The organism is Paraeggerthella sp. LCP19S3_G8, from assembly GCF_052119225.1.
Lineage (GTDB): Bacteria > Actinomycetota > Coriobacteriia > Coriobacteriales > Eggerthellaceae > Paraeggerthella > Paraeggerthella hominis.
This window is the reverse complement of record NZ_JBQKFQ010000002.1, coordinates 90,186-112,654: the sequence shown is the minus strand read 5'-3', so window position 1 is coordinate 112,654 and position 22,469 is coordinate 90,186. Positions and strand designations below refer to the sequence as shown.

Annotated in this window: 22 protein-coding genes; 15 read left to right on the top strand and 7 right to left on the bottom strand. The window is 60.8% G+C overall.

Going from position 1 to position 22,469, the window contains the following annotated elements:
• The first annotated feature begins 90 nt into the window (after nt 1-90).
• From moaA to ACTQZK_RS02410, 3 genes are all read left to right on the top strand, one after another.
• Complete coding sequence (gene moaA, locus ACTQZK_RS02420; protein WP_441898295.1) at nt 91-1,092, top strand: GTP 3',8-cyclase MoaA; 1,002 nt, start codon at nt 91-93, stop codon at nt 1,090-1,092.
• A gap of 116 nt (nt 1,093-1,208) precedes the next feature.
• Entirely contained in the window at nt 1,209-1,706 is a 498-nt protein-coding gene (gene moaC / locus ACTQZK_RS02415) for a cyclic pyranopterin monophosphate synthase MoaC (protein ID WP_114567782.1), read from the top strand.
• 206 nt (nt 1,707-1,912) lie between these two features.
• Nucleotides 1,913-2,833 (top strand): diacylglycerol/lipid kinase family protein, encoded by a 921-nt coding sequence (locus ACTQZK_RS02410; protein ID WP_441898293.1) that lies wholly within the window; start codon nt 1,913-1,915, stop codon nt 2,831-2,833.
• A gap of 111 nt (nt 2,834-2,944) precedes the next feature.
• Here ACTQZK_RS02410 and ACTQZK_RS02405 read toward each other — a convergent pair whose 3' ends face one another.
• Both ACTQZK_RS02405 and bfr read right to left on the bottom strand, forming a co-directional pair.
• Entirely contained in the window at nt 2,945-4,111 is a 1,167-nt protein-coding gene (locus tag ACTQZK_RS02405; RefSeq protein WP_441898291.1) for a phosphoglycerate dehydrogenase, read from the bottom strand.
• Between the two features lie 281 nt (nt 4,112-4,392).
• The gene (gene bfr, locus ACTQZK_RS02400) at nt 4,393-4,857 is read right to left on the bottom strand and encodes a bacterioferritin (RefSeq protein ID WP_114567779.1); all 465 of its coding nucleotides are present in this window, start codon (nt 4,855-4,857) and stop codon (nt 4,393-4,395) included.
• A gap of 236 nt (nt 4,858-5,093) precedes the next feature.
• Here bfr and ACTQZK_RS02395 point away from each other — a divergent pair, with 236 nt between their 5' ends.
• From ACTQZK_RS02395 to ACTQZK_RS02370, 6 genes are all read left to right on the top strand, one after another.
• On the top strand, nt 5,094-5,894 hold the full coding sequence (locus ACTQZK_RS02395) for a YebC/PmpR family DNA-binding transcriptional regulator (protein ID WP_114567778.1): 801 nt from the start codon (nt 5,094-5,096) through the stop codon (nt 5,892-5,894).
• 266 nt (nt 5,895-6,160) lie between these two features.
• Complete coding sequence (gene ruvC / locus ACTQZK_RS02390) at nt 6,161-6,784, top strand: crossover junction endodeoxyribonuclease RuvC (protein WP_441898288.1); 624 nt, start codon at nt 6,161-6,163, stop codon at nt 6,782-6,784.
• Nucleotides 6,781-7,371 carry a Holliday junction branch migration protein RuvA gene (ruvA, locus tag ACTQZK_RS02385; RefSeq protein ID WP_216528916.1) on the top strand — a complete coding sequence of 197 codons (591 nt, stop codon included), beginning with the start codon at nt 6,781-6,783 and terminating at the stop codon, nt 7,369-7,371. Before ruvC ends, ruvA begins: the two co-directional genes overlap by 4 nt.
• Nucleotides 7,372-7,410: 39 nt before the next feature.
• Nucleotides 7,411-8,475 (top strand): Holliday junction branch migration DNA helicase RuvB, encoded by a 1,065-nt coding sequence (ruvB, locus tag ACTQZK_RS02380; protein ID WP_216528915.1) that lies wholly within the window; start codon nt 7,411-7,413, stop codon nt 8,473-8,475.
• A gap of 97 nt (nt 8,476-8,572) precedes the next feature.
• Entirely contained in the window at nt 8,573-9,073 is a 501-nt protein-coding gene (locus ACTQZK_RS02375) for a hypothetical protein (RefSeq protein WP_441898286.1), read from the top strand.
• 195 nt (nt 9,074-9,268) lie between these two features.
• Entirely contained in the window at nt 9,269-9,472 is a 204-nt protein-coding gene (locus ACTQZK_RS02370) for a cold-shock protein (RefSeq protein WP_102375198.1), read from the top strand.
• A 164-nt stretch (nt 9,473-9,636) separates the two neighbouring features.
• On the opposite strand, the gene queA is transcribed toward ACTQZK_RS02370, so the two are convergent.
• A complete protein-coding gene (queA, locus tag ACTQZK_RS02365; RefSeq protein WP_441898284.1) occupies nt 9,637-10,722 on the bottom strand; it encodes a tRNA preQ1(34) S-adenosylmethionine ribosyltransferase-isomerase QueA in 1,086 nt (361 codons plus the stop codon).
• 128 nt (nt 10,723-10,850) lie between these two features.
• Nucleotides 10,851-11,654, bottom strand: coding sequence for an epoxyqueuosine reductase QueH (locus tag ACTQZK_RS02360; RefSeq protein ID WP_441898282.1), 804 nt, complete (start codon nt 11,652-11,654; stop codon nt 10,851-10,853).
• Between the two features lie 82 nt (nt 11,655-11,736).
• Here ACTQZK_RS02360 and ACTQZK_RS02355 point away from each other — a divergent pair, with 82 nt between their 5' ends.
• From ACTQZK_RS02355 to secD, 3 genes are all read left to right on the top strand, one after another.
• Nucleotides 11,737-12,606, top strand: coding sequence for an HAD family hydrolase (locus tag ACTQZK_RS02355; protein WP_441898280.1), 870 nt, complete (start codon nt 11,737-11,739; stop codon nt 12,604-12,606).
• 2 nt (nt 12,607-12,608) lie between these two features.
• Entirely contained in the window at nt 12,609-13,754 is a 1,146-nt protein-coding gene (gene tgt / locus ACTQZK_RS02350) for a tRNA guanosine(34) transglycosylase Tgt (protein ID WP_216528910.1), read from the top strand.
• Between the two features lie 647 nt (nt 13,755-14,401).
• A complete protein-coding gene (gene secD, locus ACTQZK_RS02345; RefSeq protein WP_441898278.1) occupies nt 14,402-17,077 on the top strand; it encodes a protein translocase subunit SecD in 2,676 nt (891 codons plus the stop codon).
• 41 nt (nt 17,078-17,118) lie between these two features.
• Here secD and ACTQZK_RS02340 read toward each other — a convergent pair whose 3' ends face one another.
• On the bottom strand, nt 17,119-18,549 hold the full coding sequence (locus tag ACTQZK_RS02340; RefSeq protein WP_418830350.1) for a helix-turn-helix domain-containing protein: 1,431 nt from the start codon (nt 18,547-18,549) through the stop codon (nt 17,119-17,121).
• Nucleotides 18,550-18,790: 241 nt separating this feature from the next.
• Between ACTQZK_RS02340 and ACTQZK_RS02335 the strand changes: the two genes are divergently transcribed.
• From ACTQZK_RS02335 to ACTQZK_RS02325, 3 genes are all read left to right on the top strand, one after another.
• Nucleotides 18,791-20,545, top strand: a complete 1,755-nt coding sequence (locus tag ACTQZK_RS02335; protein ID WP_418830352.1) for an FAD-dependent oxidoreductase — start codon at nt 18,791-18,793, stop codon at nt 20,543-20,545.
• Nucleotides 20,546-20,563: 18 nt separating this feature from the next.
• The gene (locus ACTQZK_RS02330; RefSeq protein WP_418830355.1) at nt 20,564-20,989 is read left to right on the top strand and encodes a cytochrome c3 family protein; all 426 of its coding nucleotides are present in this window, start codon (nt 20,564-20,566) and stop codon (nt 20,987-20,989) included.
• A 203-nt stretch (nt 20,990-21,192) separates the two neighbouring features.
• Nucleotides 21,193-21,516: a DUF1292 domain-containing protein gene (locus tag ACTQZK_RS02325; RefSeq protein WP_114566763.1), complete on the top strand. Its 324-nt coding sequence runs from the start codon at nt 21,193-21,195 to the stop codon at nt 21,514-21,516.
• 38 nt (nt 21,517-21,554) lie between these two features.
• Here the strand turns inward: ACTQZK_RS02325 and ACTQZK_RS02320 are convergent, their stop codons facing one another.
• A complete protein-coding gene (locus tag ACTQZK_RS02320) occupies nt 21,555-21,749 on the bottom strand; it encodes a hypothetical protein (RefSeq protein WP_114566764.1) in 195 nt (64 codons plus the stop codon).
• A 274-nt stretch (nt 21,750-22,023) separates the two neighbouring features.
• Nucleotides 22,024-22,437: a pyridoxamine 5'-phosphate oxidase family protein gene (locus ACTQZK_RS02315; RefSeq protein ID WP_418830357.1), complete on the bottom strand. Its 414-nt coding sequence runs from the start codon at nt 22,435-22,437 to the stop codon at nt 22,024-22,026.
• Nucleotides 22,438-22,469: the final 32 nt, after the last annotated feature.

Sequence of the window (22,469 nt, the reverse complement as noted above, 5' to 3'; positions counted from 1 at the left end):
TTCTGTGGTGCGATTGCGAAAGAAGTTCGACTCATAATGCTGGATCATGTCCTATACTATATCCTCAGACGAGAAGGGAGCGTGGTCTCCATGAAGGATACCCATGGTCGTACCATCGATTACTTGAGGATATCGCTGACGGATCGCTGTAATTTCCGTTGCATTTACTGCATGCCTGAAAAGGGCGTTCAGTCGCTTGCCCACGAGGACATCCTGCGCATCGAGGAGATAGAGCAGGCGGTGCGCGTGGCGGCCGGAATGGGCATCAGGAGCATCCGCTTGACCGGCGGAGAGCCGCTTGTTCGTCTGGGCGTGGCTGATTTGATTCGCGCTATTTCCGATACGCCCGGCATTGAGAACGTGTCCATGACCACGAACGGCGTCTTGCTGCCCAAGATGGCGGACGAGCTGAAGAATGCGGGCTTGTCGCGCGTGAACATTTCCCTGGACACGCTCGATCCCGACCAGTTCCGCCAGGTCACGCGCCGAGGCGAGCTCCAGCAGACGCTCGACGGCATCGATGCGGCTTTGGAGGCTGGGTTCAATCCCGTCAAGATCAACGCGGTGGCCGTGCGCAGCTTGGACCAGGACTACCTGGCTTTCGCGAAGCTTTCGATCGATCGGCCGCTGCACGTTCGCTTTATCGAGTACATGCCCGTCGGCGAAAGCTCTGGCGGCCACGGGTGCGGTTGGGGCAAAGAGGACGTGGTTCCAAGCGAAGAGCTGTTCGACATCATCAACGAGCGCGCTCGTGCTGCGGGCATGGACGAATTGGTTCCTGCCGGCACCGATCGCCCGCTTGGATGGGGTCCCGCGCGCTACTTCGAGTTTCCGAACGCGCGTGGAACGGTGGGCTTCATCAGCCCCTTGTCGCGCCACTTCTGCAGCGAGTGCAACCGCCTGCGCCTGACGGCTGACGGCAAGCTTCGTCCGTGTCTGTTCTCGGACGACGAGTACGATTTGCGCACCGCGCTGCGCGAGGGCGGCGAAGCCGAGCAGCGCGCCGTGTTCGCGCGCGCGTTGGGGGCGAAGCCCGACGAGCACCACGACAAGGTGGGCACCGAAAGGGGCATGAGCCAAATTGGCGGGTAGCGGCTTTCGGCGATCCGCGGATTGCCGAGCCGTGTTTTCCGTTCGCCCTTCTTGCAGGCTTGCGAGTGCCAGCCTGCGGTTTTCAACCTGTGAGTTCACGAACCAAGGAGCACCTTATGACCGATCAGCACCTCACCCATATTGACGAGAACGGCGCCGTGCGCATGGTTGACGTGTCGCAGAAAGCCGACACCGAGCGCGTTGCCGTGGCGGAGGGGTTCATCGCCATGCAGCCCGAAACGCTTGCGCTCATCGTCGAGGGCAAGGCTGCGAAGGGCGACGTGCTGGCGTGTGCGCGCGTGGCCGGCGTGATGGCCTCGAAGCGCACGAGCGACCTTATTCCCATGTGCCATCCGCTCAACATCACGAAGGCGAAGGTTGAATGCGCCCCCGTAGCCGAAGGGGAGCGCGCGGACGGGCTTGTGGGCGTTCACGTGACGACCACCTGCGGCGTTACCGGAAAGACAGGGATCGAGATGGAGGCGCTGACCGCGGCCAGCGTGGCGTGCCTTACGATCTACGACATGTGCAAGGCCGTCGATCGCGGCATGGAGATCATGGACGTGCGCCTGCTCAAGAAAGACGGCGGCAAAACCGGTCTGTGGGAGCGCTGAGGTTTCGCGCGGACCGCATAGGGCGCGCAGGGCTTGCCAGGTGCGTGGAGGCGGGGTCGAGCATTGCTGCTCGGCTCCGATTGTCGGCCGGGTTCGAGATTGAACGCATCTGCCCGGCGGCTTCTTTGCCGAGGGATCCCTTTCGCCTATAATGCGAAACCTATCGGGGCGCTATGCCCCTGCTTTTCGGGAATGGAAGGATCTTCATGTCGCCATCCGAGGGAACAATTCTGCTGATCGCGAATCCTGCGGCGCAAAACGGCAACGGAGCGGCGGCTGCCGACCGGGCGGCTGCCGCCCTGCGTGCGCAGCTGGGCGAGGATCGGGTGGTTCTTGCTCGCACGGCGGGTCCGCGACATGCGTCCGAGATCGCCGAGCGTGCCGAGGGTTGTTCGACCGTGGTCGCATTGGGCGGAGACGGCGTTATCCACGAAGTGGCCGGCGGGCTGCTTCGAAGGCCGCTCGATCGTCGCCCTGCGCTGGGGGTTGTTCCTGTGGGGTCGGGCAACGACTACGCGCGCACGTTGGGCATGTCGCACAAGGTTGACGAGGCGTGCGCGCAGGTGCTGGCGGCGCAGGCTCGTCCGGTGGACGTGGGGCGCGTGAACGACGATTGGTTCCTTGAAACGCTTTCGTTCGGATTGGATGCCGCTATCGCTCACGATACGGTGGAACGTCGCGTGCGCACGGGGCGGACGGGCGCGCTCCTCTATATGGAAAGCGGCGTCGACCAGCTGCTGCACCATCTTGATCTATACCGGTATCGCGCTTCTTTCGACGGAGGCAAGGCTGTCGACTCGCAATCCATCATGTTCGCCGTGCAGATCGGTCCGTATTACGGTAGCGGATTCAAGATTTGCCCGGATGCGCTTGTCGACGACGGGTTCTTGGACGTTTGCATTGCGCATCCTCCCGTGAGCGTTGCGCGCGCTCTGTACATCTTCATGCGCGCCAAGGATGGCAAGCATGTGGGGTTCAAGCAGGTCGAGCTGCGGCGCTGTCGCACGTTGCGCGTGGAATTCGACCAGGCGCCGCCCGCTCAGGTGGACGGCGAGCGCCTGAGCGGGTGCACGTTCGACATCTCCGTGGACCGAGGCGCCTTGCATGTGCTGATGCCCATGGCGTGAAGCCGGGCGGTCCGCGCCCGCAGCATCAGATCGGCCGGTCCCGCAAGGTTCGCGGAGCCGGCCGATGGCGCTTTGGCGAGTTCTTTGATGCGACGGCGAATAGGCGAGGCGCTACTTCACCACGCGGACGCGACGGACGCCCTCGATGGCGGCCAGCTTCTCGACGGCGGCGTCGGGAGCGGCGGCGTTCAGGTCGAGCAGGGTGTAGGCGGCTTCGCCTCGCGCTTTGTTCGTCAGGTTGTCGATGTTGACGCCGGCATCGCCGAACACGTTCGTGATCTGGCTGATCATGTTCGGCACGTTCGCGTGCAGCACGGCCACGCGGCCGCCCTCGGCCGGGCAGGGGCCCATGTCGCAGGCCGGGTAGTTCACCGAGTTCACGATGTTGCCGTTTTCCAGGTAGTCCATCGTTTGGCGCACGGCCATGACGGCGCAGTTGTCCTCGGCTTCGGCGGTCGAGGCGCCCAGGTGCGGCAGCACGATAGCGCGCTCCATCTTCATGACGGCGGGGTTGGCGAAGTCGGTGACGTAGGTGCCCACCTTGCCTGCGGCGAGCGCGGCGGCCATGGCCTCGTCGTTCACCAGCGTGTCGCGCGAGAAGTTCAGGAACACCGCGCCGTCTTTCATGAGCGAGCAGGCGCGTTCGTCGATCATGCCGATGGTGCCTTCCATGGCGGGCACGTGGATGGTGATGTAGTCGCACTCGCGCAGCAGGTCGTCCAGGTTCGTTACGTGGCGCACCGAGCTGGACAGACGCCAAGCTGCGCCTACCGATACGTACGGGTCGTATCCGTACACGTCCATTCCCAGGTCGATGGCTGCGTTCGCCACCAGAGCGCCGATGGCTCCCAAGCCGATGACGCCCAGCTTCTTGCCCTGGATCTCGCGTCCGGCGAACGCCTTCTTCGCCTTTTCGGCGGCTTTGCCGATATTGGGATCGTCCGCATTGTCGCGGCACCAGGCGATGCCGTCCACAATGCCGCGGCTGCCCAGCAGCATGCCGCACAGCACCAGCTCCTTTACGGCGTTCGCATTGGCGCCGGGGGTGTTGAACACCACGATGCCCTCTTCGGCGCAGCGGTCGAGCGGGATGTTGTTGACGCCGGCTCCCGCGCGGGCGATGGCCAGCAACTCTTGCGGGAACTCCATGTCGTGCATGGCCGCGCTGCGAACCAGGACGCCTGCGGCCTGGGACAGGTCGTCGGTCAGGGCGTAGTCGTCGGTCAAAAGGTCGGTTCCGTAGGCGGAAATGTTGTTCAGGCAGTGGATGTGGCGCATGGCGTCTCCTTCGAAAGGTGAAGCGCGGCGGCTTCATCGCCCGACCGCCGCAGTTTTGGCACAATGGTTTCATACTGCGTTCGGCGTTTGCCGTTGTCAACAAAAACCATGCGTACGTCACTTTAGGCCGGTGGAGTGGTTGCTGGGAAGCCAGCGCGGCTCGGATTGCGGGGCGCTCGAACCCCATGCAGCAAGGCGGGAACGCTGCGCTCGCGCGAGCAGCCGCCGACCCCGCGAGGGATGGGCGGCTGCTCGCACTGCTTGGCGGTTTGCCCGCGGCTCTAGTTTTGCGTGGAAAGGAAGATCTGCAAGGACATCTGCTCTATCTGGTCTTGAAGGTCTTCAAGTTCGTCAACGTGGCTGTCTTCGTCCTGCAGAATGGACATCAGCATGTCGCGCGTGGCGTAGTCGAGCACCTGCCCGGCAAGCACGATGGCTTCGTTGTAGTCCCGCACCGTGTCGATTTCCGCTGCATGGTCGTTGTCGATTTGCTGGGGGACGGTTGCGCCGATCTTGATCTCGTTGAGGTTGGACACGATGGGCGTCCCTTCAAGGAACAGGATGCGTCCGATGAGCATTTCCGCATGCTTCATTTCCGCGATGGCTCGTTTCTCGAAACGTGCGTGCAGCTTTTCGTAGCCCCAGTCCTCGCACATTTCGGCATGGACCATGTACTGGTTGACTGCGGTCAGCTCTCCGGCGAGCAAGTCATTCAACGCTTGGATGAGTTCTTGGTTTCCCTTCACGGCGGTGCTCCTTCCGTTGATGTTGCCGGGGGTCGTCGAAAACCCTCGTCTTTAACGATTGTATGGACTCGGCTAGCGTCTGCGGGCATGCGTTCGGTATCGTAGGCGTGCTGTGGCCATCTTGATACCGATCGATATTTTCAACCGCGTTTTTGAAAACCCTGCAAATGCGAACAGGGGATAAGGCGTGTGTGCTAGAATAAGCGGCTGGTATTGCAACATCGGAAGGGACGCATATGTCAGGGCATTCTAAATGGGCAACTACAAAGCATCGCAAGGCTGCGCAGGACGCTAAGCGCTCGGCCTTGTTCTCCAAGCTGTCGCGCAACATCACGGTGGCGGCCAAGGAGGGTGGCGACCCGAACCCCGACAACAACGCGTCGCTTGCTGCCGCCATTGAAAAGGCCAAAGGCTACTCTTTGCCGAAGGACAAGATCAAGGTTGCTATCGACAAGGCCTTCGGTTCGGGCAAAGATTCCGCCAACTACGAGACGGTCGTCTACGAGGGCTACGGCCCGTGCGGCGTGGCCGTCTACTGCGAAGCGCTGACCGACAACCGCAACCGTACGGCTGCCGATGTGCGCGCGGCGTTCAGCCATTCCGGCGGCAACCTGGGTACCTCGGGCTCGGTGGCGTTCATGTTCGAGCGCAAGGGCCAGATCATGGTGGCGAAAGAGGTCGAGACCGGCGATAAGAAGAATCCCGTGAGGCCCAACGGCGCTGCAGCCGACGAGGAAGAGTTCATGTTGGCCGTGGCCGAGGCCGGTGGCGACGACTACGAGGATGCCGAGGACGAGTGGATCGTCTACACGGGTCCGACCGATCTCATGGCCGTGAAGAAGGCTCTGGAAGAGGCTGGCGTCGTCACGAAGGGCGCCGAGCTGACCATGGAGCCCACCACGCCTGCGGCGGTGAGCGTGTCCGACGCGAAGAAGGTCATGCGCTTGGTGGACAAGCTGGAAGAGCTCGAGGATCTTCAGAACGTCTACCATGCTATGGACATCACCGAAGAGATTGCCGCCGCGCTCGACGAATAGCGCATGCAGCATACGATCAAAGCCGCCGCGATCAGAGTATCTGCGGCGGCTTTTTTGTTTTCCAGGTCGAGGTTCGACCGCGCGGAAACGCTGCTGCGTCTTGGATGCGACGACGTTCGACGGGTTGTGCGCTTTGTCGAGTCAAGCTTGATATTTTCCCTCGGTTCGTTTCGTTTTGTGATAGGATGGGAACGAACATACGTTTGTACTATATAACGATGCGCTTGCGGCCGCGTAGCTGCGCAAGCGTGGTGGGAAAGGGTCAAATGACGCAGGTGCAGCGAACGATTCTCGGTATCGATCCCGGTTTGGCCAACACCGGCTGGGGAATCGTGTCTCAGTGCGGGGCGCGTCTTTCCTGCGTCGCGTACGGCTGCATCTCCACTTCGAAGGATATGCCGCTGGCGCATCGCCTCATGAAGATACATCGCCAGATGGGCGCGGTTATCGCCCGTTTCGAGCCAACGTGCGCAGGCGTGGAAACGGTATGGTTCGGCTCGAACACCCAAAGCGCGTTCGCCACGGGTCAGGCGCGCGGGGCTGCATTGGTTGCATGCGCCGAGCGAGATCTTCAGGTGGGGGAGTTTTCTCCCAGCCAGATAAAGCTTGCCGTCGTGGGAACGGGCTCTGCTGACAAAGACCAGGTGCAGTACATGGTGCGTCAGCTTTTGGCGCTTGAGGCCGTGCCTCGTCCCGACCACGCAGCCGATGCGCTGGCTGCTGCGATCTGCTTTACCACTCATGAGGGTTTTGCGGCTCGCGCGCGATCCGCGCAGGCGGCGGGTCGCATCGCTTCGCTTCGGCAGGATCGCGAAAGCTGCCCGACGCGTGCAGCGGATGTTGCCCCGGCACGGTTTTCCGTGCCATCTTCCGGAAAGGAGACGGCATGATCGCATTTTTGAAGGGCACGCTTGCCGGAAAGACTACGACGACGGCGTATATCGAGGTGAGCGGCGTTGGATACGCCGTGGGAATGTCCCAGGCAAGCTTGTCGAAGCTGCCGGAAGCGGGGTCTGCGGTTGAGGTGCATACGTACCTGCAGGTTCGCGACGACGGGCTTTCGCTGTTCGGATTCCTCTCCCTTGAGGAGAAGGCGCTGTTCGAGCGCTTGATCAGCGTGAGCGGCGTGGGACCGAAGGTCGCCTTGGCGGCTCTTTCGTCGTTCACGCCGTCCGGGTTGGTTTCCGCCATTTCGGCACAGGACGTAGCGGCGGTTCAGCGGATTCCCGGCGTGGGGAAGAAGACGGCTTCCCGCATCATCCTCGAACTCAAGGGATCTCTCGATCAGGGATTGGCGGGGCTTTTCGACGAAAACGAGGCTGCGCCGGTTCAGGCCGAGAGCCTGAAGGGCGCGCACGAGGCGCTTCTGTCCATGGGCTTTACGGCGGCGGAAGCTGATCTTGCGTTGAAGGGATCGCCCGAAGGTGCCGACGAGGGCAGGCTGTTACAATACGCATTGAAGCGTTTGGGCGCGTAAAGAAGCGCGCGACTACCGGTGCAAGGCGGAATGGACGGCATGACACGCGAAGACATCGAAATAGAGGGCCTGGTGTTCTCGGCCGAAGACGCGACCGCGCACGGTGCGCCGCGCACGGTCGCGCCTGATCTGACGGAAGACGATCTGGCGCTCGATCGTAGCCTGAGGCCGAAGCGCTTGGGTGATTACCTGGGGCAAACGAAGGTCAAAGAATCTCTTGCCATTTTGATCGAAGCGGCGCAGGCGCGCGGTGACGTGGTCGACCACATCCTGTTCTCGGGGCCTCCGGGCTTGGGGAAAACGACGTTGGCGACGGTGGTCGCCAACGAGTTGGGCGCGAATATCAAGACGACGAGCGGTCCCGCCATCGAACGTACGGGCGATCTGGCGGCCATACTGACGAACCTCGAAGAGGGTGACGTCCTGTTCATCGACGAGATACACCGCCTGAACCGCATGGTCGAAGAAGTTCTGTACCCTGCTTTGGAGGACTTCGCGCTCGACATCGTGGTGGGGAAGGGTCCCGCCGCGCGTTCGATTCGCCTGGATCTTCCTCGATTCACGCTGGTGGGCGCTACCACGCGTACCGGGCTGCTGACCGGTCCTTTGCGGGATCGTTTCGGCATCGTGTTCCGGCTTCAGTATTACACGCCCGCAGAACTGGGTTCCATCGTGCAGCGTTCCGCGTCTATTTTGGGGGTCGACATCGCGCAAGACGGTGCGCTGGAAATCGCTCGTCGCAGCCGAGGGACCCCACGTTTGGCGAACCGCCTGCTCAAGCGCGTACGCGATTGGGCGCAGGTTCGCGGCGACGGCATGATCGACGAGGACGTCGCTGCGCAGGCTTTGAGCTTTTTCGAGGTGGATGCCTTGGGCTTGGATGCGGTGGACAACCGTATTCTGGAGTTACTCGCGGTGCAGTTCGGAGGTCGTCCCGTGGGACTCACCACGCTGGCCTCGGCGTTGTCGGAAGACCCCGATACGCTTGAAGACGTGTACGAGCCGTTTCTTATGCAGCAAGGCCTTATGATCCGCACGCCGAAAGGCCGTCAGGCTACGGAGCGAGCGTATCATCATATTGGAGTGCCCGCTCCGACTGCTTGACGGATGCGGATTGGAGCGCGAAGCCGGTTTGCAACCGACGGGGCCGCCGACGCGACCTGCCGGGTGCGCCGCCCCTTTGCTTTGAAAGGATGCCGCCATGCTTGAGCAAGACTATCTGATGCGCATTATCCTGCAGTTCGCAGAGATCGTCCGTCGCAGCTGGACGAAGGCGAAAGACGAGCACGACCCCAAGCGAGCTGCTGATATGTTGGAGGATGCCGTAGGCCAAGCCACCGATATGGACGGGGCGGCTTTGCTCTCGCTCGCTCCCGAGTCCATTGCGTCGGTGATGCAGATATCGGGAGTCGACCCGCGGGTCACCGAGTACATCGCCCGCAGCTTGCTTCTGGCTTCGGGCTATCTGCGCGAAGCCGGCGAGTTCGAGCTTGCCGCCGTGCGCGAGGCGCAGGCGCGCGCCATAGCCGCCGAATACGGCTTCGAGCTGCCAGCCAGCCCCGAGGATCTGGCGTTGCTCATGGACGAGGTCGATGCCGAGTTGGCGCAGGCTGCGGAGCCGTCTTTGGCCACCATGGGGTTCGAGGGTCCTGCCGAGCTGGCGGATCCGCTTGTCGAGAAGGCGAACGGGCAGCGGGAATAATTCGAATGGGACGCTTGTATTTGCTCGTTTGATCAACGAAACGGTAAAAAAGGCGCTAAAAGAAGATTCCCAGACCTTTTCACTGTTCCATAGCGTATAGTAGACACGTGCCCTCGAGGTGAGGGCGAGTGTTGCGGCCATGCAGCACACAGTGTTACCTTCTCGAGGGATCGGGAAGAGGAAAGAGGATTTAAAATGGCGGAAGGTACTGTTAAGTGGTTCAACCCCGAAAAAGGCTATGGCTTCATCTCCCAGAATGATGGCGAAGACCTCTTCGTGCATTTCTCTGAGATCAAGATGGACGGCTTCAAGACCCTTGACGAAGGTGCTGCAGTGCAGTTCGACGTCACGACCGGTCAGAACGGCAAGCTCCAGGCCAGCAACGTGACGAAGGCATAAGCAGACTAACTTATAGAATGCTGAAATGGCCCCGCAAGATGCGGGGCCATTTTTTTGCGTTTGATCGGACTGGGCGACGTTTGCAGACTGGCGTGCGGCGCCCGAACCGCCAATGGAGGACGGACCGCGTCGCTGGAGCGTGCGGTCCGTCGAACTCGTACTTGTTATTGGATGAACATAGCGTCGCCGAATGAAAGCAAGCGATAGCGCTCGGCGATGGCGTGTTCGTATGCCGCCATGACGTTTTCGCGCGAAGAGAAGGCGGATACCAACATCATGAGCGTGGATTTCGGTACGTGAAAATTCGTGACCAGGGCGTCTACCACGTGGAACTCGGATCCCGGCAGCAGGTAGAGCGAGGTCGCCTCTCGCTCGCGCGGCGTAACGGTACCGGCCTGCGGGTTCCAGGCGCTTTCCAAGCTGCGGACGCTGGTGGTTCCCACGGCTACGACGCGCCCGCCTTGGCGACGCGTTTCGGCGATAGCCTCTACCGTGCGCTCGGGGACCGTGTAGAATTCGGTATGGATGACGTGTTGCGCGGGGTCGTCCTCGTCGACGGTGCGAAACGTGTCCAGCCCTACTTCGAGTTCGACGGTTTCCCAGCGAACGCCCTGCTCTTTCAAGCGTTTGATGAGCTCCGGCGTGAAATGCAGGCCGGCGGTAGGGGCGGCTGCCGAGCTCTCGCGGCGGGAGTAGACGGTCTGGTACAGCTCTTCGTCTCCGGCGTAGTTCTTGATGTAAGGAGGCAGGGGCGTGTGCCCTACGGCATGCAGCGCCTCGTCAAGGGAAGGCAACGTCGTGGTCAGGCGGGCGAGGCGCTCGCCTTTCTGAGCGCCTTCGGCCCAGTCGACGATTTCTGCGGAAAGCGCGACGTTGCCATCCGGATCAAGGAAGTCGACCACGGCGCCCGTGCCCGGTTTCAAACGCTTTCCCGGTCGCACCAGGACCTCCCAAAGCGCGCTCGCGTTCGTGCGCGGTTCGCGTCCCGTTATCTCGCGCAAAAGGAACACCTCGGCGGCGCCTCCGGTTCCGCGCTTGGCGCCCAGCAGGCGGGCGGGCATGACGCGCGTTTCGTTCGCCACGAGCAAATCGCCCGGTCGCAAGTATTCGGCGATGTCGCGGAAGATGCGGTCTTCCAACGCCCCGGTTGCGCGATCCATGACGAGCATGCGGCATCCGTCGCGTTCGACGGCGGGTTCTTGAGCGATCAGCTCGGGAGGCAGATTGTAGTCGAAATCGGAAGTTTTCATGCGTGCGGTTCCTTCGCGGCGTTCGTGTAGGCGTCGATGCGTGGTTCAGAGCATCTTATTATAGGCGTTGTTCCGGCTTGGCAGTCGGCTTTCGCCAAGGGTTCATGCGGTGCGCTTTTGCGCGCAAGCTACTGCGAGGCGTCCTTTTCCTGCGTGCGCAGCGCCTTCAGGACGGCTCGTTTCCGAGCTTGCTTTTCATCGTAGGCCAGCCGTTCCGCTCGTTTTGCCGTTCGCTCGGCTTCAGCAGCCTCCCGTTCTGCCGCATGCGCTGCGCGATCGGCTTCCCGGGCGGCTTCGCGTGCGGCTTTCCGTTCGGATCGTTCGGCCTCCGCTTCGGCTGCTGAGAAACGACAGCCGCAGTAGTTTTGGCGATACATGCCCGCCTCGCGGCTTCTGCGCGTGGCTTCGTCGTAATAGGGACGGAAGTCGCGAAACACCGCGCTTACGCCGAAGCGCGCGGCGGCGCGCGAAAGCTCTTCGTGAATGATCTCGGTGTACTGGTACGGGCTTACGGAAAGCGTCGTGCCGATGCCGTCGAATCCGTGCGCTGCGGCAACGAGCGCGGTTTCCTCGAAACGCAAGCGGTAGCATGCGCGGCAGCGCTCCATGCGGCGGGCGGGGTCGATGGCAAGGGGAAGGGGCCTGGCTCCGTCCGACGAAGCGGCAAGGCGCTCGCGTGCTACCGAGAGAGCTTCTTCGCCGATCCGTCCAGCCGATGCTTCCCATGCGCACGGCGCGCGAAGACCCTTCATGACCGCGACGTCCTCTTCTTTGGCCCATGCGAGCAGCGCGTCCAAGCGCCGGCTGTATTCTGCATCCGGCGCTATGTTCGAGTTCGCGTAATATATGGTAAGGTCGTGTCCTGCTTCGTGCAGCAAGCGAACGGGCTCGAGCGAACACGGGCCGCAGCAGGCGTGAAGTAGTAGTTTCATCGGGTTTCAGAGCTCCTTCGCAAACGTGGCTTATACTACCACGCTAGGCATTCATCCATCATTTGAGCAAAGGAATTTCGCAATGGCGAACCGTTTTTACCGTGCGATCTGCTTCGATCTTGACGGAACCCTGCTCCCTATGGAGCTTGACGGGTTCATGCAGGCGTACTTTCAGTCGCTCGGCGCGTACGTGGCGCGCTTCGGCGTGGCTCCCCAGGATTTTTCCGCCGGCATGAAGGCCGGTATCAAGGCCATGGCCGCTCATGACGATGCTCGCCCCAACGCCGATGCGTTTTGGGAAGGGTTCCTTGCTTGCGTCGATCGAGGCGCGGCGGATTGGGAAGGGGAGCTGGCGGCGTATTACGATCGCGAGTTCGGTGCGATCGGCAACGGCGTGATTCCCAGCCCTGCAGCGGCGCGCGCGGTGAACGCGCTTGCGGCCAAGGGCTACCCGCTGGCTTTGACCACCATGCCCATGTTTCCCCGCCGCGCGGTGGAATGGCGGTTGGAATGGGCCGGCGTGGATCCCGCCTTGTTCTCGCGCATCACCTCGTTCGAGAACTCGACGTCCGTGAAGCCGAAGCTGGCGTACTACGCCGAGAACCTGGCCGCTCTTGGGGTGTCTGGAAACGATGTGCTCATGGTGGGCAACAACACGAAAGAGGATTTGGCGTTCATGGGCTTGGGGGCCGATGCGTTCTTGGTGACCGATCTGCTGCTCGACCCGATCGGATTCGACGTGAGCTCCGTTCGAAACGGAACGCTCGAGGCGTTCGCCGATTGGGCGGAGTCCTTGCCCGTTTGCGCCGATCCTGCAACGGGGATAGAAGCGGGGCTTGTTTCGATGGCTGCGCGGGATGAAGCGCTTGCCTCGAACGGTTGCCCCGATGCGCTTGCGGCCGACGCGGCCGTTTCTGCGGCGGGCTTTTCGATCAACGGAGTGGAGGGATAGTCGTGTCGCTGTTCGATTGCACGTGCGAAGCGACGAGCGGCCACGCTCGCGCGCTTACGTACGAAACGGCCCATGGATCGTTTCAGACCCCCATGTTCATGCCCGTGGGTACGAGCGCTACGGTGAAGGGTGTCACCGTTGGCCAGCTGAACGATCTGAAATCCCAGGTGGTGCTGGCCAACACGTACCATTTGTCCTTGCGTCCCGGTGCGGACGTGGTGGAAGAGGCTGGCGGCGTGCACGGGTTCTCGCACTACGACGGCCCGATGCTCACCGATTCGGGCGGGTTCCAGGTGTTCAGCTTGGCCGACACGGTGAAGCTTGACGACGACGGCTTGACGTTTCGCTCCATCTACGACGGGTCGAAGGTGCGATGGACGCCCGAGACGAACATGGCCATCCAAGAGCAGCTTGGCGCCGACATCGCGATGCAGCTTGACCAGTGCGCACCGTATCCGGCCGAGAAGGCCTTTGTAGCGAAGGCAGTGGACCTGTCGGCCAAGTGGGCGCGTCGCTGCCTGGCGGCGCACCAGCGCGCTGACCAGACGCTGTTCGGCATCGTGCAGGGCGGGATGCACTTGGATTTGCGTTTGGACTCCATTCGTCTGCTGCGCGAGATCGAGGACGAAAGCCTGGCGGCTGGCGGCCGTCGCTTCGGGGGCTTCGGGATAGGCGGTTACTCGGTGGGCGAGGACCACGAAGTCATGTTCGAGACGCTAGGCGACGTCGCGCGAGCGTGTCCTGAAGATCGACCGCGGTACCTTATGGGCGTGGGGAATCCCACCACGCTCGTGCGCGCCGTGCGCGAAGGCGTGGACATGTTCGATTGCGTGCTGCCCACGCGCACCGCGCGCATGGGCACGGCGTTCTCCAGCACGGGCCGCATGAACATGCGCAATGCGAAGTTCACGCGCGATTTCGGCCCGCTCGATCCCACGTGCACGTGTCCGACCTGCCAGAACCATAGCCGTTCGTATATACGTCATCTGGTCAAGCAGAACGAGATGCTGGGCGGTATCCTGCTGTCCATCCACAACCTGCATTACTTGCTGGATCTCATGCGCCGCGCGCGCGAGGCGGTGCTGGCCGATTCCTACGAGGAATTCTACGGGGAGTGGATGGCAAGCCCGGCGGCGAAAGACTACTGAGTTTCGGCATCGGTCGTTTCCGTTGTTTTGTGCGACGCTTGTGCGCTGGCGTTGAACCAGCTGCGCGGTTTGCGTATAATAGGGTCGAGCCGCAGGGAGCTGCTAACTCCCCACGGCTCTCGAATCGCTTCGGCGGTTTGGCTTTTTGTTTAGGGCTCCCTATCCTTTCGGACTGGGAGCTTCTCTATTATTACCGCGACGAGCGCGATAACGCTGGAGATCAGCTCGACGGCCGCCGTAATCAAAGCCAAATCGGTCATGGCGTCCACCTCCTCCCGTTTTTCCCTTCGTCGGGGGCATGGGTGGAAAGGGGCGTGGAGCCTCGCCGCCTGGTGATCCGTCCTTCCATGATAGCGGCTCGGCCTAGCGCGCAGATGGCGTGCGTCCAGCGCGGAGCTCGCGCGCTTCTTCGCGGATCTAGCGCGGATCTAGCACGTTTCCGAAGCGGTTCTATTCGGATTCCGCTCGATTTTTCGACCGACTCTATCGTGGTTCTTCACGTTGCGTTTTCTCGGTTTAACCTTTATCAGGAATAAAAGGCCTCCGGTATCGCTTGCCCTGGTTTTGTGGCACAATAGGGCAGTTATCGTGCGGGGCGATCGAGCCTCGTTCCAGCGTATCTGAGATTACGAACTAGGGAGCGTCACATGGCGGCAGCGCAGAAGGCGAAAAAGAAGCAATCCGGGTCGGTGAACCGGCGCAACGTTTGGTTGCTGGTCGTTACCACGTTGCTGGTTGTCGGCTCGATCTTTATGTTCACGCCGCCCCAGGAAAAAATCAACCAAGGCCTGGACATTCAAGGCGGCCTGTCCGTGGTTCTTACCGCGAAGGGCGCCGACGGCGCTCAAGTAACCGCCGACGAAATGGAGAAGTCGCGCGCCATCATCGAAAGCCGCGTGAACGCTCTCGGCGCGTCCGAGTCGGTGGTGCAGGTACAGGGAACCGACCAGATCCTCGTTCAGATTCCGGGTCTCACGAACACCGAGGATGCGCTCAACACCATCGGCAAGACCGGCAAGTTGGAGTTCGCGCGCCTCGATTCCTTTACGGATGCCGACGTCAAATCGAAAATCGAAAGCGGGCAGTACGGCTCTGAAGGAACTGTGACCGACGCTTTGGGAAACTCCTTCCCCTCGGGTAAAACCGAGCACCTTAAGGTGGCCGAAGGGACGTACACGCCGCTCGTGACCGGCGCCGACATTACGAACGTTTCCGTCGGCAAGCCTTCGGACACGGCAACCGATTACGCGGTCAACATCACGCTTAACTCCCAGGGGGCCCAGGCGTTCGCCGCTGCGACGAAGGAGCTTGCGGCAACGAAGGGCAAGATCGTCATCATCCTTGACGGCGAGGTGCAATCCGCCCCTGCCGTGCAAAGCGAGATTCCCGACGGCAACGTGCAGATCACGGGCGGCTACACCCTTGAGGAAGCCAAATCGATGCAGACCGTGCTCGAAAGCGGCTCCTTGCCGGTGAGCTTCGAATACGCGCAGAGCCAGGTAGTCGGCCCGACGCTCGGGCAGGATGCGCTCCATTCCGGCGTGCTGGTCGCGCTGATCGGCTTGGCCGTGGTCATGCTGTACCTGTTGTTCTTCTATCGGGGCCTGGGATTCATCACGGCGGGTGCCATGGTGGTGTTCGCGGTGCTGTACCTGGGCATTTTGGCAACGCTTTCCCATTTCGGCCTGTTCAGCCTGTCGCTTGCCGGCATTGCGGGCATCGTGCTGACCATCGGCATGGCCGCCGACTCGTCCATTCTTACCATGGAGCGCTTCCGCGAGGAGATTCGCATGGGTCGCAGCGTGCGCGCTGCGTCCATCACCGGCGTGAAGCACGCCATCGTCACGTCCATCGATGCCGACCTGGTTACGCTGGTGTCGGCTCTCTCGCTGTTCTTCCTGGCCAGCGCTTCGGTCAAGGGCTTCGGCTTGACGCTTGCCCTGGGCATCGCGTGCGACATTCTCATGATGCTGCTGTTCAAGGCGCCGCTTATCCGCGTGCTTGCGCCGCGCGTTATCGCGAAGCATCCTGGTTTCTGGGGCATCAAGGACAGCCAGCAGGCGGCGAGCGATTACGCTGCGCTGGCGTCTGCGGAGGGGACGACCGTGGCCGAGGCCGAGATTGGCGAGGCCATCGATCCGGCTGCTTCCGAGAAGGCGGCGGAGCGCGCTGCTGGAGAAGCGGGCGAGGCGGCGGCTGCGAAGGCGCGCAAGCCGCGCGACAAGTTCATCAAGCATGACGTCAACTTCCTAGGCCACCGCAAGGTGTTCCTTACGGTGGCTGCCGTGCTGGTGTGCGCGTCGCTTGCCGTGGTGGGCGTGAAGGGCCTCAACTTCGGTATCGAGTTCGTGGGCGGCACGTCGGTTTCATTCCATAATACCGGACAGGTGTCTATCGACCAGATGCGCGGCGCCTTCAACGATGCGGGCGAGCCCGATGCCGTTATCCAGACCACCAACGCCGACGGGGACGAAGGCTTCCTGGTGCGCACTACCACCACGAGCGCCGAAGAAGCCACGTCGCGCGCGAATCAGGTTGCCGATAAGCTGGGGCTTTCCACCGACAGCTTCGAGGTGACCACCATCGGGCCGGACTGGGGCGCGAGCGTCATCCAGTCTTCGCTCATCGCGTTCCTCGTTTCCATCGTGCTCATCATCATCTACATCGCCATTCGCTTCGAGTACAAGATGGGCGTGACGGCCATTGTGGCCCTTTTGCATGACCTGGTGCTGGTCATGGGCATTTACGCGCTGGTCGGGCGCGAGGTCAACCCGAACACCATCGCCGCGCTCCTTACCATTCTGGGCTATTCGCTCTACGATACGGTGGTCGTGTTCCACCGCATCAATGACAACATGAAGTCCGACGACGTCAAGTGCACGTTCATGACGATGGCGAACCATTCCATCAACCAGGTGCTCGTGCGTACCGTCAACACGACGCTGACCTCGCTTATTCCGGTGCTGGCCATGCTCTTCTTCGGCGGCGAGACGTTGAAGGACTTCGCATTCGCCATGTCCATCGGCTTGATCTGCGGGTCGTACTCCTCGATTGCCGTGGCGGCCCCGCTGTACGCCATGTGGAAGACGCGTGAGCCGCGCTACGCCAAGCTGGTGAAGAAGTTCGGTCCCGAGGTCGGTCGATACGAGTTCGGCAACCCGAACGCCATGGCGGAAGGCGCTTCGCCCAAGAAGGCTGCGAAGGCTGCTGGCGCCGCTTCCGCTTCGACGGCGAAGACCGGTTCGAATCACGGCTCGAATGCTGGCAAGACGCAGCACAAGCCGCCCAAGGCGCAGCGCAAGAAGCGTCCCGACAAGAAGTAACGTAAACGGCCCCGGACACCGGGGCCGTTTCCTTGCGGGGCCTAAAGTCCCATCAGTTCGAAGAGCTCTTCTCGGCTATGCACTCCAAGCTTTTTGTATACGTGCCTGATGTGGGATTTCGCAGTTCCGTTTGCGATAGTCATTTCGGTGGCTATTTCGTTGGCGGTCTTTTGCTTCAGGAGCAGTTCGAGCACCTCGTGTTCGCGAGCGCCCAAATTGCATTGGGCGGAAATCTGCGTGATGCGTGCAACCTGCTCGCTTGGCAGATCCCCTTCGTTCCTTGTCCGATCGGGGTCGAACAAGGCGATCAGCTGTTTGGGTATGAATCCGTTTCGAATGCACAGAAGCATGGCTGAAAGGACGGCTAGCACCGAGGATAGCACCACGACGTCGTGCGAAAGCGCAGAGCCGAACATCGCCCACGCGGAAACGGCTCTGCCAAGAATGCACCCGCCGAAGTATCCGATCATGAGAAGGGAGAACGTTTGGTATGCGCGGGAATCAAACTTCTCAGTGATGGCGCATAGGAGCACGACTGCGTATGCGAGAAACAGCAGTATGCCAACGAGCGCAAGATCGAATGTAACTACTGGATTGAGATCCAGGAACGAAGCCGACAGGGTTGCGGTCACGATGATGGGCACGGCGATGTTGAGCAACGATAAGGTGGTGAGCCGCTTGAAGGAGAGCATCAATACGCCTACTAGCAAAAAGGGTATCAATATGGCGATTGCGGAAAACGCGAGGGAAAAGTGTTCGAGTCCGGCGAAGGAGAGCGACACCATGAACGCGTAACTGAACAAAAGCGTGGAGATGGTGATATGGATGGGTGCGTGACCCTGCGACTCCTTCACGAGCTGATCGGGTGGCGCTTTTCGCAAGAGGGCCATGCGCTTTGTAAGTGTGAAAGCGGCTATTCCAAGCAGCGCCACCAGGCTGCATGCAACTCGTGGCGTGTCCATGCCGACGATGAACCACAGGATGATCGATCCGGCGAAGGCGGAGAACATGATGTTCCAAATGACGGTAGCCGCGCTGTTGTGCGCGTATACCCATAGCCAGCACACGGCCATGACGGAAAGGTAAATTCCGAACAGGCCTCCTCCTATTACGGTAACCAGCAAAGGCGATACGCGTACCATTGTTGGAAACAGAGCGAACGCGAGAATGCTGACTAGCACGCATGCGCTCGAGATCCAAATGACGGAAGGCTTTGCAAAGACGGGTCGATCGCTTTTGGAGAGGGCGAGCAGTATGAAGGAAGTAATTGCGCCCAGAAGGCAGGTGACGTCTGAGAACGATAACTCTTCGGGGGAAACGTGCGCGAGCGCGGGGGTGTAGTGCGTGTACGACACCAGGGCGATCATGCACGACGTTCCAACGAACAGCCCGTCCGCGCTCGCTTTCTTTCGCGTGGTCGCTACGGCGCTCCGCACTTTCGCGAAGACGTCTAGGCGTCTTTCGTTTCCCATATGCGTTCCCCTCCCAAAGCTCCCCATCACGACAGTATCCCATAACGCACGATCGCGGTAGAGATAAATCGCTAACCCCTTCAAGGGTTAGCGAGGGTTAGCGGTTCAGGTTAGCAAAATGCCCGCAGTGCTGTGAAGTTACCGATTTCTTAACCTCTCCTTGAACACGTAGGATCGGTTGCGAGCCGATCGCTCGATACAAGGGGTCGGTTAAAGGGATGGATCAAGGAAAGGGGACGTCATGTTGAACAGGGAAAGCATGCGTGGTCAAGGAATGTCTCGTCGCGGATTTCTAACCGGAGCTGCGATGGTCGGAGCTGGGGCAGCATTCGGGCTTGCCGGCTGCAGCGGTGGGGCGTCGGAGTCCGAATCGAAGGCTCCCGCCGATGATGCGAATGCGGCTGCGGCTCCTGAGGCCGGGCAGCCTGCATTCCTCACGCCACCTGACCCCATTGCCGAAAGCGAGATAGCCGAGACGATCGATTGCGATATCGTTATCTGCGGTGCGGGCATCTGCGGGTTGCCTGCCGCTATGCTTGCGGCCGAGAGCGGCGCGAACGTGCATGTGGTGGAAAAAGGAAGCACGTACGGCTTGTTCCGCTTGTGCACTGCCGGCTTCAACTCCGATGTGCAGACGAAGTTGGGGTTGACCACCGATCGCAAGGAGTTCGTCACTTCGACATGGGCCATCACCAATGGAGTGCAGGGCCGGACGTCGGCTTACGGTCTGTGGTTCGATAACTCCGGTCCCTACATCAACTGGCTCGAGAAGATCTTCAACGAGAAGGGCTACCAGCTGATTCCCGCCGCATCGCTCGACTACAAGATCACGAACGACGGCATTGGCATGCCGGGCGCAAGCCCCCTGTGGCAGGCGTTCGCCCAGATGATTTTCTTCGCGCAGAAAGACGGCGGATTCTTCGCTACGGGTGATCCTGTGGACTGGACGGGCGTTATGGAGGCATACGCTTCCGAAAAGGGAGCAACTTTCCATTACAACACTCCTGCCGTTCAGCTTGTCCGAGACAGCGACGGACGGTGCACGGGCGTTATCGCCGAGAACGAGTCGGGCGAGTACGTGAAGTACAACGCTTCGAAGGGCGTGCTGCTGGCTACGGGCGATATGGCGGCTGACCGGGAAATGATGGCGCATTACAACGTGTCGCTGAAAAAGATCGTTCGCTACAACATCAATACCAACGACACGGGCGACGGCCAGAAGATGGGCATGTGGATCGGGGCGGACATGGACGAGTTCGCTTGCGGCGATCTGTGGCCGTTTGCAGCTGTCATGATGGACGGGACGCTGCCCACTACGTTCGACGGCACCCATTTCTATGCAGGCGTTGCCAACTTGCCTGTGCTCATGGTCGATGGAGCCGGCCGACGCCTCATGGCTGAGAATCTGCCGTTCCAGTCGCCCTCCATTCCCAAGCTGACGTGTACGCCGGATGGCTGCGCGTGGAGCATTTGGGATAGCGCTTGGAAAGAGAAGTTTCCTGAGGGTGGCTACATGGTGGAGGACTATACCGCCTCGAACACCCAAGAAGAAGTGGATAAGAACGTTGCGAACGGCATTACGTTCAAGTTCGACACCATCGAAGAGTTGGCCGAGCATTGCGGATTCGACAAGGACATCTTCATGGCCACGTTCGCGCGCTACAACGAGCTGTGCGCAGCTGGCGAAGATCTTGACTTTTACAAGGATCCGCTGTGGATGAACCCCATTGACACGCCGCCGTACTACGCCTCGAAGCACTGTTCGTCGATGACTTCGACGCGTGGCGGACTCAAGAACGACGAGCGGCAGCGCGTTCTCGACAAGAAGGGCATGCCTATTCCGGGTTTGTACGTTGCCGGCAACACCGCCGGATCGTTCTACGGCAACGTGTATCCTCCCAACGTGATGGGCTCTGGCATCGGACATGGCCAGTGCTTTGCGTGGCTGGCCGTCAAGGATATTCTGGGCCTCGATTACATTCATGCAAACATCTAGGAAGAGAAGGTGCTGAACGTGAAAAAAGGGAAGCTGCTGAAGGTTTTGGCGCCCGTGATGCTTGCTGCTTCTCTGGCGGTGGCATTAGGGGGATGTGCGCCGAAGGCAGGCGACGATCAGGGCGCTGCGGAGGCGACGTATCCGACGGGTTCATTGAAAGCCGTGCATGTGGAAGGCCAGCTGGACGGAGTCGAATCGTTCGACAACAAGGTGTGCTTGAGCTGCCATACGCGCGACACCATCAACGCGGCGAACGAGAACTACCAGGGTATCGAAGGGTTCAATCCTCATAAAGCGCACTTGGCTGCCGGGGATTGCGTCACATGTCATTCGGTGGACGGCACGTCGACGATGACCTGCAACGAATGCCATGATGCTCCGTTGCCCGAAGGATGGCAAAGCGCCGAGCGCGGGTCAGGCCCGTTGCATAGCTTGACGAAGTAACAACCCCTTGTTGCACGGACGTCCCCTTCCCTCCCTGGGCGTTCGATGCAAAGGAAGGTCCCCTGGCAGGGGACCTTCCTTTGCGGTGTGCCGCCCGTCCAGCCGTCTGGCGCTTGTCTGTCGTTGCCGGCTCGAACGCGCGCGGTGCAAGGTGCTTGTGGTACCCTAGCGCCAATGAACATGCGAGGAGCAAGGAGTCCGCGATGCGTGAAGGAAGCGCCCCTAACTTTTGTCCGCCGGTGGAGGAGGGCATCGCCATCGTGCTCGAAGACGAGACTGGCGAGCAGACGGAGCTGGAGTTTCTGGGTCTGATTCTGCACGAAGGCCGAAGCTACGGGTTCTTTTTCCCGATCAGCGAGGACGAGCCGGCCGGCTCGTCGGGCGAGGTTGTTTTACTGGAAGTGACGGAACTCGACGAAGAAGGCCAGCCCGCGGCTTTCGAGCTTGTCGAGGACGAGGCGGTAGCCTCCGAGGTATACGAGGACTTCAGGGCGGCGACGAAGGACCTGTACGATTTTGCAGATTAAAGTAAAAACGGCGCGGGGAGCAATCCCCGTGCCGTCGTTTAGCGTCCGAGCAGATCCCATCCTTGCGGTGGCTTGATGCGGTCGGATTGCGCGATGGCCGCAAGATACATCACTTCGTGGTGGATGGCTTTTTCAAGACGGCAGACTTCCTCTTCCGTGTTTGCAAGCTCGAAGATCTTCGAAGCGCTGCCCTTGATGGCTTCCATGAGCGCATCGTAGTCGTTTACATCCATAGTTCTCAACCTCTTGCTCTAACGGGGGAGCGGGGCTTTTTATACTCTGACCTCGCAACACTCAATTCTATTGACGGGTCGTGAACTACAGTGTACGACTTTCGTTTCACCCAGCGCTAGCCTTCCTTCGGCGTACGGAATACTTCACTAAAAACGCAAGGAGGGCCACAGCTTCGGCATATTCACGTAGCAAGCGCGAAAGCGGCGCAGCGTGGCGGGTGGACTTCCGGTCGTCGCCGCGCGTGCTGCACCGCTTTCGATTGCGTTGCCGAACTTAGAACTCGACGGGATTCCAGCTGCCGTCGATGTCGCACACCCATGCTTCGGGGTTCGTCACGGTGAAGAACGTGAGCGTCTCGTCTTCGGGTCCATCGTAGCTTTCGCCGAGTCCGGTCATGTGCTCGAACCCGGCACGGCGCACCTCGCTGTTCGCGCGGTCTTCCAAATCGGCTTGCCCGCGCATGATGACCCAGCCGCTTCCCGGCTTCCAGGCGCTTAGCTCGAACTTCGGATTGGCCTTCAGTTCTCGGTACACGTCTTTGGTGGTTGCGGTGCAGAACCAAATGCGGCCGTCCTGGATGGCGGCGAAGCTGAAGGGCCGCACGTGCGGCTGGTCGCCGTCGCACGTGGCCAGATACCAGGCGGGCACGCTCGTTAGGTAGTCGACGATGGTTTCGTTTCCGTTCATGGGGCGTTCCTCTCTTCAGTGGGGGCTGTTGC